The sequence below is a fragment of the Streptomyces sp. CB01373 genome (assembly GCF_002803075.1).
GTDB lineage: Bacteria > Actinomycetota > Actinomycetes > Streptomycetales > Streptomycetaceae > Streptomyces.
Map to the genome: position 1 here is coordinate 154,909 of NZ_NNBK01000016.1, position 14,969 is coordinate 169,877.

General features: G+C 72.1%; 13 protein-coding genes. 7 read left to right on the plus strand and 6 right to left on the minus strand.

Annotation, left to right across the window (positions count from 1 at the left end):
• Nucleotides 1–36: 36 nt before the first annotated feature.
• Nucleotides 37–1,707: a penicillin-binding transpeptidase domain-containing protein gene (locus tag CG719_RS25870; protein WP_100571082.1), complete on the plus strand. Its 1,671-nt coding sequence runs from the start codon at nt 37–39 to the stop codon at nt 1,705–1,707.
• Nucleotides 1,708–1,741: 34 nt separating this feature from the next.
• Here CG719_RS25870 and CG719_RS25875 read toward each other — a convergent pair whose 3' ends face one another.
• The gene (locus CG719_RS25875; RefSeq protein WP_100571083.1) at nt 1,742–2,095 is read right to left on the minus strand and encodes an SsgA family sporulation/cell division regulator; all 354 of its coding nucleotides are present in this window, start codon (nt 2,093–2,095) and stop codon (nt 1,742–1,744) included.
• Nucleotides 2,096–2,260: 165 nt separating this feature from the next.
• Between CG719_RS25875 and CG719_RS25880 the strand changes: the two genes are divergently transcribed.
• The 4 genes from CG719_RS25880 (at nt 2,261) to CG719_RS25895 (ending at nt 6,165) form a co-directional block, all read left to right on the plus strand.
• The gene (locus CG719_RS25880) at nt 2,261–3,316 is read left to right on the plus strand and encodes an energy-coupling factor ABC transporter permease (RefSeq protein ID WP_100571084.1); all 1,056 of its coding nucleotides are present in this window, start codon (nt 2,261–2,263) and stop codon (nt 3,314–3,316) included.
• A 1-nt stretch (nt 3,317) separates the two neighbouring features.
• Complete coding sequence (cbiQ, locus tag CG719_RS25885) at nt 3,318–4,079, plus strand: cobalt ECF transporter T component CbiQ (RefSeq protein WP_100571085.1); 762 nt, start codon at nt 3,318–3,320, stop codon at nt 4,077–4,079.
• Nucleotides 4,067–4,825 carry an energy-coupling factor ABC transporter ATP-binding protein gene (locus tag CG719_RS25890; protein WP_100571086.1) on the plus strand — a complete coding sequence of 253 codons (759 nt, stop codon included), beginning with the start codon at nt 4,067–4,069 and terminating at the stop codon, nt 4,823–4,825. Before cbiQ ends, CG719_RS25890 begins: the two co-directional genes overlap by 13 nt.
• 170 nt (nt 4,826–4,995) lie before the next feature.
• Nucleotides 4,996–6,165 carry a serine hydrolase domain-containing protein gene (locus tag CG719_RS25895; RefSeq protein ID WP_100571087.1) on the plus strand — a complete coding sequence of 390 codons (1,170 nt, stop codon included), beginning with the start codon at nt 4,996–4,998 and terminating at the stop codon, nt 6,163–6,165.
• A gap of 16 nt (nt 6,166–6,181) precedes the next feature.
• Here the strand turns inward: CG719_RS25895 and CG719_RS25900 are convergent, their stop codons facing one another.
• Nucleotides 6,182–6,457, minus strand: coding sequence for a DUF1876 domain-containing protein (locus tag CG719_RS25900; RefSeq protein WP_100571142.1), 276 nt, complete (start codon nt 6,455–6,457; stop codon nt 6,182–6,184).
• A 126-nt stretch (nt 6,458–6,583) separates the two neighbouring features.
• Here CG719_RS25900 and CG719_RS25905 point away from each other — a divergent pair, with 126 nt between their 5' ends.
• A complete protein-coding gene (locus CG719_RS25905; protein ID WP_100571143.1) occupies nt 6,584–7,267 on the plus strand; it encodes a maleylpyruvate isomerase family mycothiol-dependent enzyme in 684 nt (227 codons plus the stop codon).
• Between the two features lie 105 nt (nt 7,268–7,372).
• Here the strand turns inward: CG719_RS25905 and CG719_RS25910 are convergent, their stop codons facing one another.
• The 3 genes from CG719_RS25910 to CG719_RS25920 form a co-directional block, all read right to left on the minus strand.
• Entirely contained in the window at nt 7,373–7,873 is a 501-nt protein-coding gene (locus CG719_RS25910; RefSeq protein WP_100571088.1) for a YbaK/EbsC family protein, read from the minus strand.
• A gap of 143 nt (nt 7,874–8,016) precedes the next feature.
• Nucleotides 8,017–10,233 carry an MMPL family transporter gene (locus tag CG719_RS25915; RefSeq protein ID WP_100571089.1) on the minus strand — a complete coding sequence of 739 codons (2,217 nt, stop codon included), beginning with the start codon at nt 10,231–10,233 and terminating at the stop codon, nt 8,017–8,019.
• Nucleotides 10,234–10,337: 104 nt separating this feature from the next.
• Nucleotides 10,338–10,934 carry a TetR/AcrR family transcriptional regulator gene (locus tag CG719_RS25920; RefSeq protein WP_100571090.1) on the minus strand — a complete coding sequence of 199 codons (597 nt, stop codon included), beginning with the start codon at nt 10,932–10,934 and terminating at the stop codon, nt 10,338–10,340.
• 155 nt (nt 10,935–11,089) lie between these two features.
• On the opposite strand from CG719_RS25920, the gene CG719_RS25925 reads away from it, so the two are divergent.
• Nucleotides 11,090–14,557 (plus strand): S41 family peptidase, encoded by a 3,468-nt coding sequence (locus tag CG719_RS25925; protein ID WP_107488237.1) that lies wholly within the window; start codon nt 11,090–11,092, stop codon nt 14,555–14,557.
• 131 nt (nt 14,558–14,688) lie between these two features.
• On the opposite strand, the gene CG719_RS25930 is transcribed toward CG719_RS25925, so the two are convergent.
• A complete protein-coding gene (locus tag CG719_RS25930; RefSeq protein ID WP_234375760.1) occupies nt 14,689–14,967 on the minus strand; it encodes a hypothetical protein in 279 nt (92 codons plus the stop codon).
• Nucleotides 14,968–14,969: the final 2 nt, after the last annotated feature.

The following is a 14,969-nucleotide window of genomic DNA, read 5'->3' on the forward strand; positions in this document are numbered from 1 at the left end:
CGGGGGCCCCGGGGGATTGGCGGAGGACGGAAGGCAGTGGGGAACAGAAGGCGCGTCGCCGAGCGACGGAAGACGACTCCGGCCATGGTCGGCGGGGTGATCGCCGTCGTCGTCGGCGGGGCCGGCATCGGCGCCTACGCGCTGTACGGCGGCGGTGCGGCCGCCGACGACCGGCCGCAGACCACGGCCGCGCGCGGGCCGGAGAAGAAGACCGGTCCGCTGTCGGCGGCCGAGGTGCAGACCACGGCCGAGGGATTCCTGGCGGCCTGGCAGCAGGGCAAGCCCGCCGAGGCGGCCGCCGCGACCAGCGACGCCACGGCGGCCACCGGCCTGCTCACCGCATACGCCAAGGACGCGTATCTGAAGGACGTCACCCTGACCGCGGGCACCGCCGCGGGCGACAAGGTGCCGTTCTCCGTGAAGGCCACGGTGTCCTACAAGGGACTGACCAAGCCGCTGGCGTACGACAGCACGCTGACCGTCGTGCGGGGCGCCACGGACGGCGAACCGGTCGTGGCCTGGCACGCCGCCGTCGTCCACCCCGACCTGAAGGACGGCGACACCCTCGTCACCGGCGAGTCCGGCACACCGCCGGTCAAGGCCCTGGACCGGAACGGCGCGGAGATGGCCACCGCCACGTACCCGTCGCTGGGCCCGGTCCTGGACGGACTGCGCGAGAAGTACGGCGCGACGGCCGGCGGCAGCGCGGGCGTGGAGCTGCGCGTGATCCGCGGCAAGGAGTCGAAGAAGGCGGACCTGTCCGACAAGACGCTCGTCGAGCTGAGCAAGGGCACCCCGGGGACGGTGAAGACGACACTGAGCCCGTCCCTCCAGGCGGCGGCCGAGAAGGAGGTGTCGAGGACCGACCGGGCCTCGGTGGTCGTGATGCGCCCGTCGACCGGCGAGATCCTCGCGGTGGCGAACTCCAACCGCGGCTTCAACACCGCCTTCCTCGGTTCCCTCGCCCCCGGCTCCACGATGAAGGTCATCACCTCGTCGCTGCTCTTCGAGAAGGACCTGGCCTCGGCGAACAAGCCGCACCCCTGCCCGAAGACGTTCTCCTACGGCGGCTGGAAGTTCCACAACGACAAGGACTTCGAGATCAAGGGCGGCACCTTCAAGGCCAGCTTCGCCCGCTCCTGCAACACGGCCTTCATCAGCCAGGCGAAGAAGCTGAAGGACTCCGACCTGACCCAGCAGGCCCAGCAGGTCTTCGGCCTGGCGATGGACAACTGGGCGATCGGTGTGCCGTCCTTCGACGGCGCGGTCCCGGTGCAGACGGCAGCCCCGATGGGTGCCTCGCTCATCGGGCAGGGCGGGGTCCGCATGAACCCGCTGAACATGGCGTCGGTGGCCTCGACGGTCAAGGCGGGCGTCTTCCACCAGCCGTACCTGGTCTCCCCGGACACCGACCACCGCAAGCTGGCCACGGCCTCCCGGACGATGTCCGCCTCCACCCTGTCCCAGCTGCGCGAGGTGATGCAGTACACCGCCGCGTACGGGACGGCCGCCGAGGCCATGGCCGGACTCGGCCCGGACTACGGCGCGAAGACGGGTTCCGCCGAGGTGGACAACCAGGAGAAGGCCAACGGCTGGTTCACCGCATACCGGGGCGACCTCGCGGCCGCGGGCGTCGTGCAGGCGGGCGGCCACGGCGGCGACACGGCCGGTCCGATAGTGGCGTCCCTGCTGAAGGCCGGGAGCTGACGGCGGCCGGACACACCTTCAGGCACCGGCGGCGTCACCCGTGGGCGACCGCCGCCGGTGACGCCCGGTAGGTCCGCTTCAGGAACCTGAGAACCGCCTTCGTATCGAGCTGCACCACCGAGACACCGCGCGTGGAGTGGAACTCGATCACGGCCTGCACCCGCCCGCAGGGCCACACCCGCACGTCACCGCTGCCGGCCGGGGCACGCAGCCCCTGTTCCAGCAGCGACCGCGGGAAGGTCCACTCGTGCGGGCCGGGCAGGTCGACCATGACGGCGCGCGGATCCTGAAGGGAGTCGTAGCGAAGAACGACCGGAACGGCCCCGACATCATCGGGCACGTCTTCGGTGAAGATGTGGGCTCGTGCGTGCTGTTCGACCACCGACATCGGACGACCCCTAACGCTGTGTGACCTGTGCGAGGGCTGGACATCCGCTTTCCCTCCAATGTCGCACATATCCAGGATTCCGCTTCCTGAACATTCCCGGGCCGGCCACATCGACGACATCCTCGCTCTTGCAAGAGCTTCGCAACAAGCCCTTATCATCGAACGGTGCATGTGCCTGACGGATTCATCAACGCCCCCACCTCCGCCGTCGCCGGAGTCGTCGCCGCCGGCGCCGTCGCCGTGAGCCTGCGCGGTGCGCGCCGGGAACTCGACGAACGGACCGCGCCGCTGGCCGGTCTCGTCGCGGCGTTCATCTTCGCCGTGCAGATGCTGAACTTCCCCGTCGCGGCCGGCACCAGCGGCCACCTCCTCGGCGGGGCACTGGCCGCGATACTCGTGGGCCCCTACACCGGGGTCCTGTGCGTCAGCGTCGTCCTGCTCATGCAGGGCATCCTCTTCGCCGACGGCGGCCTGACCGCGCTCGGCGTCAACATCACCGACATGGCGATCGTCACGACGGTGGTGGCCTACGCCGTCTTCCGCGGACTGGTCAAGGTGCTCCCGCGGCGCCGCAGCTCGGTCACCGCGGCCTCCTTCACCGCAGCGCTCGTCTCCGTCCCCGCCGCCGCCGTCGCCTTCACGCTGATCTACGCGGTCGGCGGCACCACCGACGTGGCGATCGGCAAGGTCGCCACCGCCATGATCGGCGTGCACGTCCTCATCGGCATCGGCGAGGCCGCGATCACCGCGCTGACCGTCGGCGCCGTCATCGCCGTACGCCCGGACCTGGTGTACGGCGCGCGCGGCCTGGAGCAGCGCCTGAAGCTGCGGGTGAACGGCGAACTCGTCGACGCCCCCGCGGCCGAGCCGGAGCCCGTGCCCGCCGCCGCCCGGTCCCACCGCAAGGTGTGGATCACCGGCCTGGTCACCTCCCTCGTCCTCGCCGGATTCGTCAGCTTCTACGCCTCGGCCGACCCCGACGGTCTGGAGAAGATCGCCCACGACCAGGGCATCGACAAGAAGGAGGAGGCGCACGCCTCCGCCGGCTCCCCGCTCGCCGACTACGGGGTGAAGGACATCGCCGACGCCCGGCTGTCCGGCGGGCTCGCGGGCGTGATCGGCGTCGGGGCGACCGTCGTCGCGGGCAGCACCGTCTTCTGGGTGGTCCGCAGGCGGCGCACGGCCGCCGAGCCGTCCGCTCCTTCCTCCCAGGCCGCCTGACATGGGGGCGGGTCACGCGCACCGGTTGTACCGGCACGGGCACTCCCCCGTGCACGCGCTGCCGCCGCATACCAAACTGGCCGCCGTCTTCGCCTTCGTCGTGGTCGTGGTGTCGACCCCGAGGGAGGCGATGTGGGCGTTCGCCGCGTACGCCGTGCTGCTCGCCGTCGTCGCCTCCGTGGCCCGCGTGCCCGCCGGCTTCCTGCTCAAGCGGCTGCTGATCGAGGTCCCGTTCGTCGCGTTCGCGGTGCTCATGCCGTTCGTGGCCCAGGGCGAGCGGGTGGACGTGCTCGGGATGTCCCTGAGCGTGAACGGGCTGTGGGGCGCCTGGAACGTGCTCGCCAAGGGCACCCTCGGCGTCGCCGCGTCCGTCCTGCTGGCGAGCACGACCGAACTGCGCGAGCTGCTGCTCGGCCTGCAACGCCTGAAGCTGCCGCCGCTGCTGGTGCAGATCGCGTCCTTCATGATCCGCTACGGCGACGTCATCACCGACGAGATGCGTCGGATGCGGATCGCCCGCGAGTCCCGCGGCTTCGAGGCGCGGGGGATCCGGCACTGGGGCGTGCTCGCCAAGTCCGCGGGCGCCCTGTTCATCCGCTCCTACGAACGCGGGGAGCGCGTGCACCTGGCCATGGTGAGCCGGGGCTACGCCGGTTCGATGCCGGTCATCGACGAGGTGACCGCGTCCCGGGCGCAGTGGTCGTACGCCCTGGCCCTCCCCTGTGCCGCGTTCGCCGTCTGTCTGCTGGGATGGGTCCTGTGACAGCTTCTCTGGAGGTCTCCGGCCTCGCCTTCGCCTACCCCGACGGCCACCAGGCCCTGTTCGGTGTCGACTTCAGCATCGGGCGCGGCGAACGGGTCGCCCTGCTCGGCCCCAACGGCGCCGGGAAGACCACCCTGGTGCTGCATCTGAACGGCATCCTGGGCGGGGGCACCGGGACGGTGACGGTCGCCGGGCTGCCGGTCGGCAGGAAGCACATGGCCGAGATCCGGCAGAAGGTCGGCATCGTCTTCCAGGACCCGGACGACCAGTTGTTCATGCCGACCGTGCGGGAGGACGTGGCCTTCGGGCCCGCCGCGGGCGGACTCAAGGGGCCGGAACTCCAGGCGCGGGTCGACACGGCCCTGGAGCAGGTCGGCATGGCGGATTTCGCCGACCGCCCGCCGCACCACCTCTCCTTCGGCCAGCGCCGCCGGGTCGCGGTGGCGACCGTCCTCGCCATGGAGCCGGAGATCCTGGTCCTGGACGAGCCCTCGTCCAACCTGGACCCCGCCTCGCGCCGTGAACTGGCCGACATCCTGCGTTCGTTGGACGTGACGGTGCTCATGGTCACCCACGACCTGCCGTACGCGCTGGAGTTGTGCCCGCGCGCGCTCGTCCTGAGCGACGGCGTGATCGCGGCCGACGGACCCACCGGCGAACTGCTCGCCGACGACGCGCTGATGCGCGCCCACCGCCTGGAGCTGCCCTTCGGCTTCGACCCGCGCTCCGTGACGATGGGCGCGTGACGGGTCGGGACGCCTCGTCGGGACACCGCGCCGGGACGCCGCCCGAGGTGGGCGGGCGCCCGGCAACGCCGACATAACGATCGTGCCAAGCCGACCCGCCGCAGGAATCGCAGGCCGGGGCCACCTGTTGCACCCACTGTCGCAGGCGAAGAGCGGAAGGAGTGGCGGACGTGGACGTGCACGGCACAGTGGCCGAGGGCTTCGAGCCGGTCGGGGAGGCGTTCGCGGCGAACTTCGCGCTGCGGGGCGAGCGGGGCGCCGCAGTGGCCGTGTACCGGGACGGGCACCAGGTCGTGGACCTGTGGGCGGGGACGCGGGACGTCGACGGTACGGCGGACTCGGCGCCCTGGGAGCGGGGCACCGCGCAGATCGTGCGCTCGGCGACCAAGGGCGTCGCGGCGGCCGTACTCCTGCTGCTGCACCAGCGCGGGGACCTGGACCTGGACGCGCCGGTGGGAACGTACTGGCCCGAGTTCAAGGCGGCCGGCAAGGAGCGGACCCTGGTCCGCGACCTGCTGGCCCACCGTGCGGGCGTCCCCGTTCTCGACCGGCCGCTCACTCCTGAGCAGGCCGCCGATCCGGTGCTGGGCGCCGACGCGGTCGCCGCGCAGGCGCCGGCCTGGGAGCCGGGCACGGACCACGGCTACCACGCGCAGACGTACAGCTGGCTGACGGGCGAGCTGGTGCGGCGGGTCACGGGCCGGACGATCGGCGAGTGGATCGAGCGCGAGGTGGCCGGCCCGGTGGGGGCCGACCTGTGGGTGGGGCTGCCGGCGGGCGAGAGCGGGCGTGTGGGCCGCGTGGGCCAGGTGGAGCCCCCGCGTACCGCCACGGGGCTTCGTACCCGCCCCAAGCGGTCCGTGGCCGAGGCCTACGCCGACCCGGAGTCGCTGACCCGGCGGGCCTTCGCGGCGATCACCCCGCTGCCCGACGAGAACGACCCCGCCTACCGCGCGGCGGTCCTGCCCGCGTCCAACGGCATCGCCACGGCCGACGGTCTGGCCCGCTTCTACGCGGCGCTGATCGGCGAAGTGGACGGCGGCACCCGCCTGTTCACCCCGCGGACCATGGAGCTGGCCCGCACGGAGCACTCCGCCGGACCCGACCGCGTGCTGGTGGCCCCCACCCGCTTCGGCCTCGGCCACATGCTGCACAGCCCCGCGTCCCCCCTGCTCGGCCCCGGCTCCTTCGGCCACCCCGGCCGCGGCGGCGCCCTGGCCTTCGCCGACCCGGACTCGGCTGTCGCCTTCGCCTACGTCACCAACGGCTTCCACCCCAATGTGACGGCGGACCCGAGGGCCCAGGCCCTGGTCCACGCGGTGCGGGCGTCCCTGGCATAGACCTCCCCGCGGGAGTTCAGACGTGGATGGGCTGCGACACGCGGCCCGAGGCCTCGTCGATCTCGCCGTGCGCCTTGGTCAGGAGCTGCATGGCGAGTTCGTTGAGAGCCCTCGCGCCGGCGATCTCCTCGCCGACCCGCGGCTGGTCGGAGTCGGTGCGGTGGCGGCTGGCCCTGCCGTGGCCCCGGACCTCGCTGCCGTCGGGCAGGCGGACCAGCGCCGCCGCCCGGGTGTGCTGGCCGTCCTCCTGGAACTCCAGCTCGATGTGCCATCCCACAACGGTTTTCATCATGACGGTCACCTCCGGAACACCTGATTCCAGAGTGCCCCTCGCCCGCCGCCCGCGCACCCAAGGAGCCGACGCTGCCCGAGAGTGCGTCTGAGGTTGCGGCGATTCCGGTCAAGTACGTTGATCAACGTGGACCAGGGGCGGGCAGTTGAAGCATTTCGTCTTGAGGCCGGACAACTGGCTCAGGCGATGAACGGGGTCTCGCGGACCGAGTGGTGTCTGCCGACACGATGTGTGCCGTGGACGGTGAGCGAGCTGCTGGCGCACGTCCGGATGGTGATCGCCTGGCTGCCCGGCATGCTCGCCGCACCGGAGCCGAACCGCGCGGAGGTGTCGGCAGTGGGGTACTACCGGCCCGACGACCGCTTCGCCCCGGACACCAACGCGGCCCGGATCTCTCTGGCCCAGGATCACGCGGCCCAGCAGCTCAGCGGGTCCGCGCTCGCCGCGGGTTTCGGGGCCACCTGGCGGGAGGTGGACCGCCTGTGCCGGGCCGAGCCGGACGGGCGTGTGGTCCGCACCCGGCATGGCGATCCGATGCTCCTGTCGGAGTTCCTGCTGACGCGAGTGGTCGAGGTCGCCGTGCACGGCCTCGACCTGGCCGACGCCCTGGGGCGCGAGCCGTGGCTGACCCCGCAGGCCGCGGACGTTGTGCGGGATCTCCTGCTTGGCCCGGGCAGCGCGGCAGCATTGGAGAAGCTGGGCTGGAGCCGGCTTCTCTTCCTGCGCAAAGCGACGGGACGCGCCCCGATCACCCAGGAGGAAGCGACGGAGGCCGACCGCCTGGGAATTCACTGGCTGACGCTGGGCTGAGCACGGCGGTGCACCGCGTCAGCAGCCCCGGACACCCGCGGTGCCGTGAGGAAACCGCCGAGCGATATGCGAAGCGGAGCGGACGGCCGCGATGACCCGCCGGCGTCAGGAGGTGCGCTCGCGCACGTCCACCAGGATGCCGCCGGCCTGGGCGACCAGCGCCCCGGGTGCCATCGGGAAGACGGTGTACGGGGTTCCGGCGGCCGCCCAGATCACGTCGTGGCCGAGCAGCGACCGGTCGGCGAGCACGCGCGTGCGGGTCCGGTGCCCGAAGGGCGGTACGCCGCCGATGGCGTACCCGGTCGTCTCCCGTACGACGTCCGCCTTGGCCCGCGTGACCTTCTCGGCGCCGAGCTCCTCCCGGACCCGCTCGACGTCCACCCGGGAGGCGCCGTCCATGAGCACCAGCACCGGCTCCTTGTCGGCCGCGAAGATCAGCGACTTGCAGATCTGGCTCAGCTCGCAGCCGACGGCCGCCGCGGCCTCGGCGGCGGTCCTGGTCGCCTCGGGGAACCTGCGGACCTCGGGGAGCAGTTCGTCGAGCCCCAGCTCGCGCAGGGCGTCGGCGAAACGGGGGTGGGCTCCCGACCCGGATGTCGTCGTCATGAACGGCAGGCTAGCCGCCGGTTCCGGACATCACGAAGGAATTCCCACGTGGTGGACGGGGCGCCGGGGACGGACGAAGCCGGTGAGGGTGCGCCGTCCCCACGGCACCCTCACCGGCCGTTCCGTCCCGGCGGGCTACGAGGTCACGCCCCGACCAGTTCCCGCCGTTCGTCCGGGTCGGCGTGGAGCGGCTGCCCGGTGTGCAGGGCCGTGCCCTCCACGTCGACGTCGGGCAGGGCACGCTCCAGCCAGCCCGGCAGCCACCAGGCCCGCCGGCCCAGCAGGGCCAGTACCGCCGGCACGATCGCCATGCGCACGATGAACGCGTCGAAGAACACCGCGATCGCCAGGCCGAAGCCGATCATCTTGACCATCGACTCGCTGGAGCCGATGAAGCCGGAGAAGACGGCGATCATGATGACCGCGGCGGCCGTCACCACCCGCGCCCCGTGCCGGAACCCGGTCACCACGGCCTGGCCCGGCGTCTCCCCGTGGACGTACGCCTCGCGCATCCGGGTGACGAGGAAGACCTCGTAGTCCATCGCGAGGCCGAAGACGACGCCCACCATGAAGATCGGCATCATCGACATGACCGGGCCGGTCTCCTCCACGTGCATCAGGCCCGACAGCCAGCCCCACTGGAAGACCGCGACCACCGCGCCGAGCGCCGCCAGCACCGACAGCAGGAAGCCGAGCGCCGCCTTGAGCGGGACCAGGACCGAGCGGAAGACCACGATCAGCAGCAGGAAGGCCAGGCCGACCACCAGCGCCAGATACGGGAGCAGCGCGTCGTTGAGCTTCTGCGAGACGTCGATGTTCATCGCCGTGGAGCCGGTGACGAGCACCTTCGCGTCGGTCTTCGCCTCGATGTCGCCACCCGCGCCGCGGATGGCGTGCACCAGGTCCTCGGTGGCGGTGGAGGAGGGCTTGGAGTCGGGGACGACGGTCACCGTCGCGGTGTCGCCGGCCTCGTTGGGCTGCGCCTCCGTCACCGTCACGACGTTCTTGAGGCCCTTGATCTCGTCGGTGACCTTGGTGAAGGACGCCTTGGGGTCGGCGCTGCCGCCGGCGTCGACCACGACCAGCAGGGGGCCGTTGAAGCCGGGGCCGAAGCCCTCCGAGAGCAGGTCGTAGGCGCGGCGCTGGGTGGTGGAGACGGGCTGGGAGCCGTCGTCCGGCAGGCCCAGTTCGAGAGAGGCGGCCGGAATCGCGGCGGCGCCCAGACCGAGCACGCCGAGCAGCAGCACGGCGACCGGGCGGCGGACCACGAAGCTCGCCCAGCGGGTGCCCATGTTGGGCCGGTCCGGCTGCGGCGCGGGGCGCCGGCGGCGGAGCAGTCCGCTCGTCGCGCCGATCGGCTTGACCCTGCGGCCCGCGTAGCCCAGCAGCGCCGGGATCATCGTCAGCGCGATGAGGACGGCGATGACGACCGTGCCGGCCGCCGCCAGGCCCATCTTCGTCAGCATCGGGATATTGACCACGGACAGTCCCACGAGGGCGATGACGACGGTCAGACCGGCGAAGACCACCGCGGAGCCCGCCGTGCCTACGGCCCGTCCGGCGGCCTCCTCACGTTCGCGGCCCTCGGCGAGTTCGGCGCGGTAGCGGGAGACGATGAACAGGGCGTAGTCGATGCCGACCGCGAGGCCGATCATCGTGGCCAGGATGGACGTGGTGGAGCCCAGGTCCAGGGCGTTGGCGAGGGCGGTGATCGTCGAGACGCCGATGCCGACGCCGATGAGCGCGGTCAGCAGGGGCAGTCCGGCCGCGACGAGCGAGCCGAAGGTGATGACGAGGACGACGGCCGCGATCGCGATGCCGATGACCTCGCTCGCGCCGGTCTCCGGCGCGGTCTGGAGGGCGTCGCCGCCGATCTCCACGGTCAGCCCGGCGTCCCGCGCGTGCTGCGCGGCCTCGTTCAGGGCGGTGCGGGAGGAGTCCTCCAGTTCCATGCCGGAGACCTTGTACCGCACCGACGCGTAGGCGATCGTGCCGTCCTGGCTGACGGCGTGCGCGGTGTAGGGGTCGGCCACGGAGGCGACCTCCGAGCCGCTGGACAGCTCCTTGACCGTCTTCTTCACGGTCGCCTTGTTCCCGGCGCCCGTCATCTTCTCGCCGCTCGGTGCCTTGAACACCACGCGGGCGGTGGCTCCGTCGGCGCTCGCGCCGGGGAACCGCTGTTCCAGCAGGTCGAAGGCCTTCTGCGCCTCGGTGCCCGGAATGGAGAAGGAGGTGTTTCCGGCGGCCGGCGCGTAGGCCGCGCCGACACCGGCGAGGGTGAGCAGCACCAGCCAGGCGAGGGCGACGAAGTGCCGTCGCCGGAAGGCGAGGCGGCCGAGTCTGTAGAGGAACGTGGCCACGTTGACGTACTCCCGGTCATGTCGTGGGGGTGAAGGTGGGCAGGGGTGATCAGCCCGACGACGTGAGCGGTGACGTCAGAGGGTGGGCTTGCTGGGGAGAGGTGTCAGGAAGTCGGAACGCCGAGGGCGGGGAGGACCACGGCGTCGAGGTACGAATGGAGGAATTCCTGGGTCGGCGGCAGGCCCTCGATGAGCGCCCGTACGACGAACCCGCCGGCCAGCATGTGCACCACGAAGTCCAGCGCCGGGCAGTCCGCCCGGATCTCGCCCCGGTCGACGGCGCGCTGCAGCAGGCTGCGGAACGCGGCCATCTCCGGTTCGATGAGCTGGTCCCGGAAGGCCTGTCTGAGGTCCGGGTTGGTGTGCATGGCCATGGCCAGGGCCCGGATCAGCGCGGAGTTCTGCTCCATGGCGCAGTCGTCCTCGCGGACGAGGGCGTGCAGGTCGGTGCGGAGCGCTCCGGTGTCGATAGCGTCGAGCCGCTCAGGCTTGCCGTGCCGCATGGCCCGCACGACGAGCTCGGCCTTCCCGCCCCACTGGCGGTAGAGGGTGGCCTTGCTGGACCGCGTGCGGGCGGCGACGGCGTCCATGGTGAGGGAGTCGTAGCCGACCTCACGGAGCAGGTCGAGCACGGCGGCGTACAGCTCCGCCTCACGCTCGGGCGTGATACGGCTCCGGCGCCCGGTCGCGACCTCGGCCATGTCCTCCGCCTTCCCGCTGGGAACGACACCGTTTCGTACATGAGGAATGTAGCGCACCGGCTGAACGAAACGAAACCGTTTCGTACGTGCCCTGGGTCACGACTGTCGGTTCCGCATAAGTTGCTGTGGCCCATACCCGGGCAAAGCATGGGAAGGTGAGTTATCTGCGCCTGCCGCACCTCAGCGGCGATCTGCTGTGCTTCGTGGCCGAGGACGACCTCTGGCTGGCGCCGCTCGACGGAGCGGGCCGTGCCTGGCGCCTCACGGTGGACCGCACCAAGGTCGGCCCACCCCGCTTCTCGCCCGACGGGCGGCACATCGCGTACACGAGCTGGCGCAGTCTGGTGCCCGAGATCCACCTGGTCGCCGTGGACGGCGGACCGGCCCGCCAGCTCACCTACTGGGGCAGCACCGACACCCGGGTGTGCGGGTGGGCGCCGCCCGACGAGCACGGCCGCACCGACATCCTCGCCGTCGCCTCCCACGGCGAGCCGTTCTCCTACTTCACCTGGGCCTACAAGGTCGGCACCGACGGCTCCCCCGGCCGCAAGCTGCCCTGGGGACCGGTCTCCGACCTCCAGGTCGCCGACGTGGACGGCGGCCACAAGACCCTGCTGCTCACCGGCACGCCCCCGCACGAAGCGGCCTCCTGGAAGCGGTACCGGGGCGGCGCGACGGGCCGGCTGTGGCTGCACGGGCAGCGACTGCTCGCCGGCATCGGCGGACATCTGGCCTCCCCGATGTTCGTCGGCGGCCGGATCGCGTTCCTCTCCGACCACGAGGGCGTGGGCAACCTCTACTCCTGCGCGCCCGACGGCTCCGGCCTGCGCCGGCACACCGACCACGACGCCTTCTACGCCCGGCACGCCTCCAGCGACGGCACGCGGGTGGTGTACCAGTGCGCGGGCGACCTGTGGATGGTGGACGACCTGTCCGCGGACTCGGTCCCGCACCGGCTGGAGGTGCGGACGAGCGGGCCGCGGGCGGGCCGCCGCCGCTACCAGGTGCCGGCCGCCCAGCACGTCGACGGCATCTCCGTCGACGAGACGGGCCGGGCCAGCGCGGTCGTCGTACGCGGCTCCCTGCACTGGCTGACACACCGCGACGGCCCCGCCCGCACCCTGATCGACACGCCCGGTGTGCGCATCCGGCTGCCGGAGATGCTGGGCGGGACCGGCCAGGTCGCCTACGTCACCGACGCGGACGGCGAGGACGCCGTCGAGATCACCCGCCTCCCCCGCGCCACCGGCGCCCGCCCGCCCCGGCGCCTCGCCTCCGGCCGGCTCGGCCGCGTCCTGGAAATGGCCTCCGACCCCGCCGGCGACCGCCTGGCCCTCGCCTCCCACGACGGCCGCCTGCTCCTGCTCGACGTGAGCGACCTGAACGAGGAGGAGACGGCGCAGGAGGTGGCCGCGGTCACGGGGCGTGGCGAGGAGGCGGCGGAAGCGGCCGGCACGGACACGACCGAGGACCGCACGGAGGCGAGCGAGGGCGCGACGACCGACACGCGGGACGACCCGGCTGCCGCCGATACGACTGACGGTCCCCTCGGGACCGGTGCGTCCGACGCCGCCGGAACCGGTGAAGCCCAGGACGGCGACGGTTCCGGTGGGCGGCTCACCGAGTTGGTGCGGTCCGGGAACGGTCCCGTGCGGGATCTGGCCTTCTCGCCGGACGGGGCATGGCTGACCTGGTCGCATCCCGGGGTCGGGCGGTCCCTGCGGCAGATCAGGATGGCGCGGATCCAGGACCGGCTGATCGTCGACGTCACCAACGGCCGCTTCGAGGACGAGAACCCGGTGTTCACCCGGGACGGCCGGTATCTGGCCTTCCTGTCCTGGCGCGGCTTCGATCCGGTGTACGACGTGCACACCGGGGACCTGTCCTTCCCGCTCGGCTGCAAGCCCTACCTCGTTCCGCTGTCCTCCGCTACCCCGTCCCCCTTCGCGCTGAACCCGGAAGGACGGCCGGCGGCCGGCGGCCTGGACCCCGTCGAGGACGAGGAGACCGGCGAGTCCGGCGCGGTGACCGTGGAGGTCGAGGGCCTGGCGAACCGGGTCACCCCGTTCCCCGTCATCGCCTCCAAGTACTCCGCACTGCACCCGGTCGCCGGCGGCGGCCTCGTCTGGCTGCGCTGGCCGATCTCCGGCGCCCTGGGCGAGACCTTCGTCAACCCGGACGACACGACCGGCCGGCCGACCCTGGAGCACTTCAACATCAGCAGGGCCAAGAAGTACGAACTCGTCGGCCATCTCGACTTCTTCGCCGTCAGCGGCGACGGCACCCGCCTGGTCGTCGTCGACGAGGGCGACCTGCGCGCGGTGCCGTCCACGGAGGTCGGCGACAGCGACACGACGACCTGGATCGATCTGCGCCGGATCCTGCACGTGGTCGACCCGGCGGCCGAGTGGCGCCAGTCGTACGAGGAGGCGGGCCGGCTGATCCGCGCCTACTTCTGGGAGCCGGACATGTGCGGCATCGACTGGGACGCGGTGCTCGCGCAGTACCGCCCGCTGGTCGAACGCGTCGCGTCCCCGGACGAGTTCGCCGACCTGCTGCGCGAGGTCCTGGGCGAACTGGGCACCTCCCACGCCTACGTCTCCCCCGCCCGCCGCAACGAGGGCCCGGCGCACTACCAGCGCCTCCAGGGCCTGCTCGGTGCCAACCTGACGTACCGCGACGGCCGTTGGGTGGTCCGGCGGATCCTGCCCGGCGACTCCTCCGACTCCAAGGCCCGCTCGCCGCTGGCCGGCGCGGGCATCCGCGAGGGCGCGGTCCTCACCCACGTCGACGGGCGCCCGGTGGATCCGGTCACGGGCCCCTACCCGCTGCTCGCGGGGACGGGCGGCACGACGGTGGAGCTGACCTTCTCCCCCGCGGAGGGCCAGGGACCGCCGCGCCGGGTCGCCGTCGTGCCGCTGACCGACGAGCGCCCGTTGCGCTATCAGGACTGGGTGGCCAAACGCCGTGCCGTGGTGCGGGAGTTGAGCGGCGGCCGGTGCGGCTACCTGCACATCCCCGACATGGGCGGCTCCGGCTGGGCGCAGTTCAACCGGGACCTGCGCATGGAGGTGTCCCGGCCCGCTCTGATCGTCGACGTCCGCGGCAACGCGGGCGGCCACATCAGCGAGCTGGTCATCGAGAAGCTGACCCGCACCATCCTCGGCTGGGACCTCACACGCAACGCCCAGCCCGTGTCGTACACCTCCGACGCGCCCCGCGGGCCCGTCGTCGCCCTCGCCGACGAGGCGACCTCGTCCGACGGCGACATGATCACGGCCGCCTTCAAACTGCTCAAGCTGGGTCCCGTCGTCGGTCAGCGCACCTGGGGCGGAGTGGTCGGCATGACCGGCCGGCACCGCCTCGGCGACGGCACGGTGATCACGGTGCCGATGAACGCGGCCTGGTTCGACGCCTACGGCTGGTCCGTCGAGAACCACGGCGTCACCCCCGACGTGGAGAGCCTGCGCACTCCCCTGGACTGGGCCGAGGGTCGCCACGTCGAGATGGACGACGCGATCGAACTGGCCCTGGAACTCCTGGAGGCCAACCCGGCGGCGGTCCCGCCCGACTACCGTGACGTTCCCGACCGTTCACGGCCGAAGCTGCCTCCGCGCCGCTGAACGCCGGGACTTGAACGGCCGGCCCGCAGGAACGTGGGGTGCCCCGGCATCCGGGACACCCCACGCCGTCACGCCGTCATGCCGTCACGGCCGAAGCCGGGTTCGGCGACGACGCCGACTGCCGGCCGTGGCTAGCGGTCGTAGTCCTGGTTGAGACGGTCTTCCATCTCGTCAGGCGTGCCCTGGGCGTCGTGACGCCCGCGCTCACGCGGCTGGGACGGGCGCTGCCCGGCCTTCTCGCGGCCCTCGCCGGGGCGCTGCCGGCCTCCCTGCTGCCGCTGCTGCTCGCCCGTGTCCTGGTTCTTGTCCTTCATACCCATGCTGTTCACTCCCGTGTTGTCGAGGCCGATCCCCAAGTGGGCCAGGGGATCGGCCTCGACCAGATTCACACGGGCGGTGACCCTGCGCATGT

What these genes read in the sequence shown, in the direction of transcription:
- CG719_RS25875 (WP_100571083.1), bottom strand. Translation starts at nt 2,095, where the DNA reads ATGTCGGTGGTCGAACAGCACGCACGAGCCCACATCTTCACCGAAGAC.
- cbiQ (WP_100571085.1), top strand. Translation starts at nt 3,318, where the DNA reads ATGGGGGCGGGTCACGCGCACCGGTTGTACCGGCACGGGCACTCCCCC.
- CG719_RS25890 (WP_100571086.1), top strand. Translation starts at nt 4,067, where the DNA reads ATGGGTCCTGTGACAGCTTCTCTGGAGGTCTCCGGCCTCGCCTTCGCC.
- CG719_RS25900 (WP_100571142.1), bottom strand. Translation starts at nt 6,457, where the DNA reads ATGATGAAAACCGTTGTGGGATGGCACATCGAGCTGGAGTTCCAGGAG.
- CG719_RS25910 (WP_100571088.1), bottom strand. Translation starts at nt 7,873, where the DNA reads ATGACGACGACATCCGGGTCGGGAGCCCACCCCCGTTTCGCCGACGCC.
- CG719_RS25920 (WP_100571090.1), bottom strand. Translation starts at nt 10,934, where the DNA reads ATGGCCGAGGTCGCGACCGGGCGCCGGAGCCGTATCACGCCCGAGCGT.
- CG719_RS25930 (WP_234375760.1), bottom strand. Translation starts at nt 14,967, where the DNA reads ATGCGCAGGGTCACCGCCCGTGTGAATCTGGTCGAGGCCGATCCCCTG.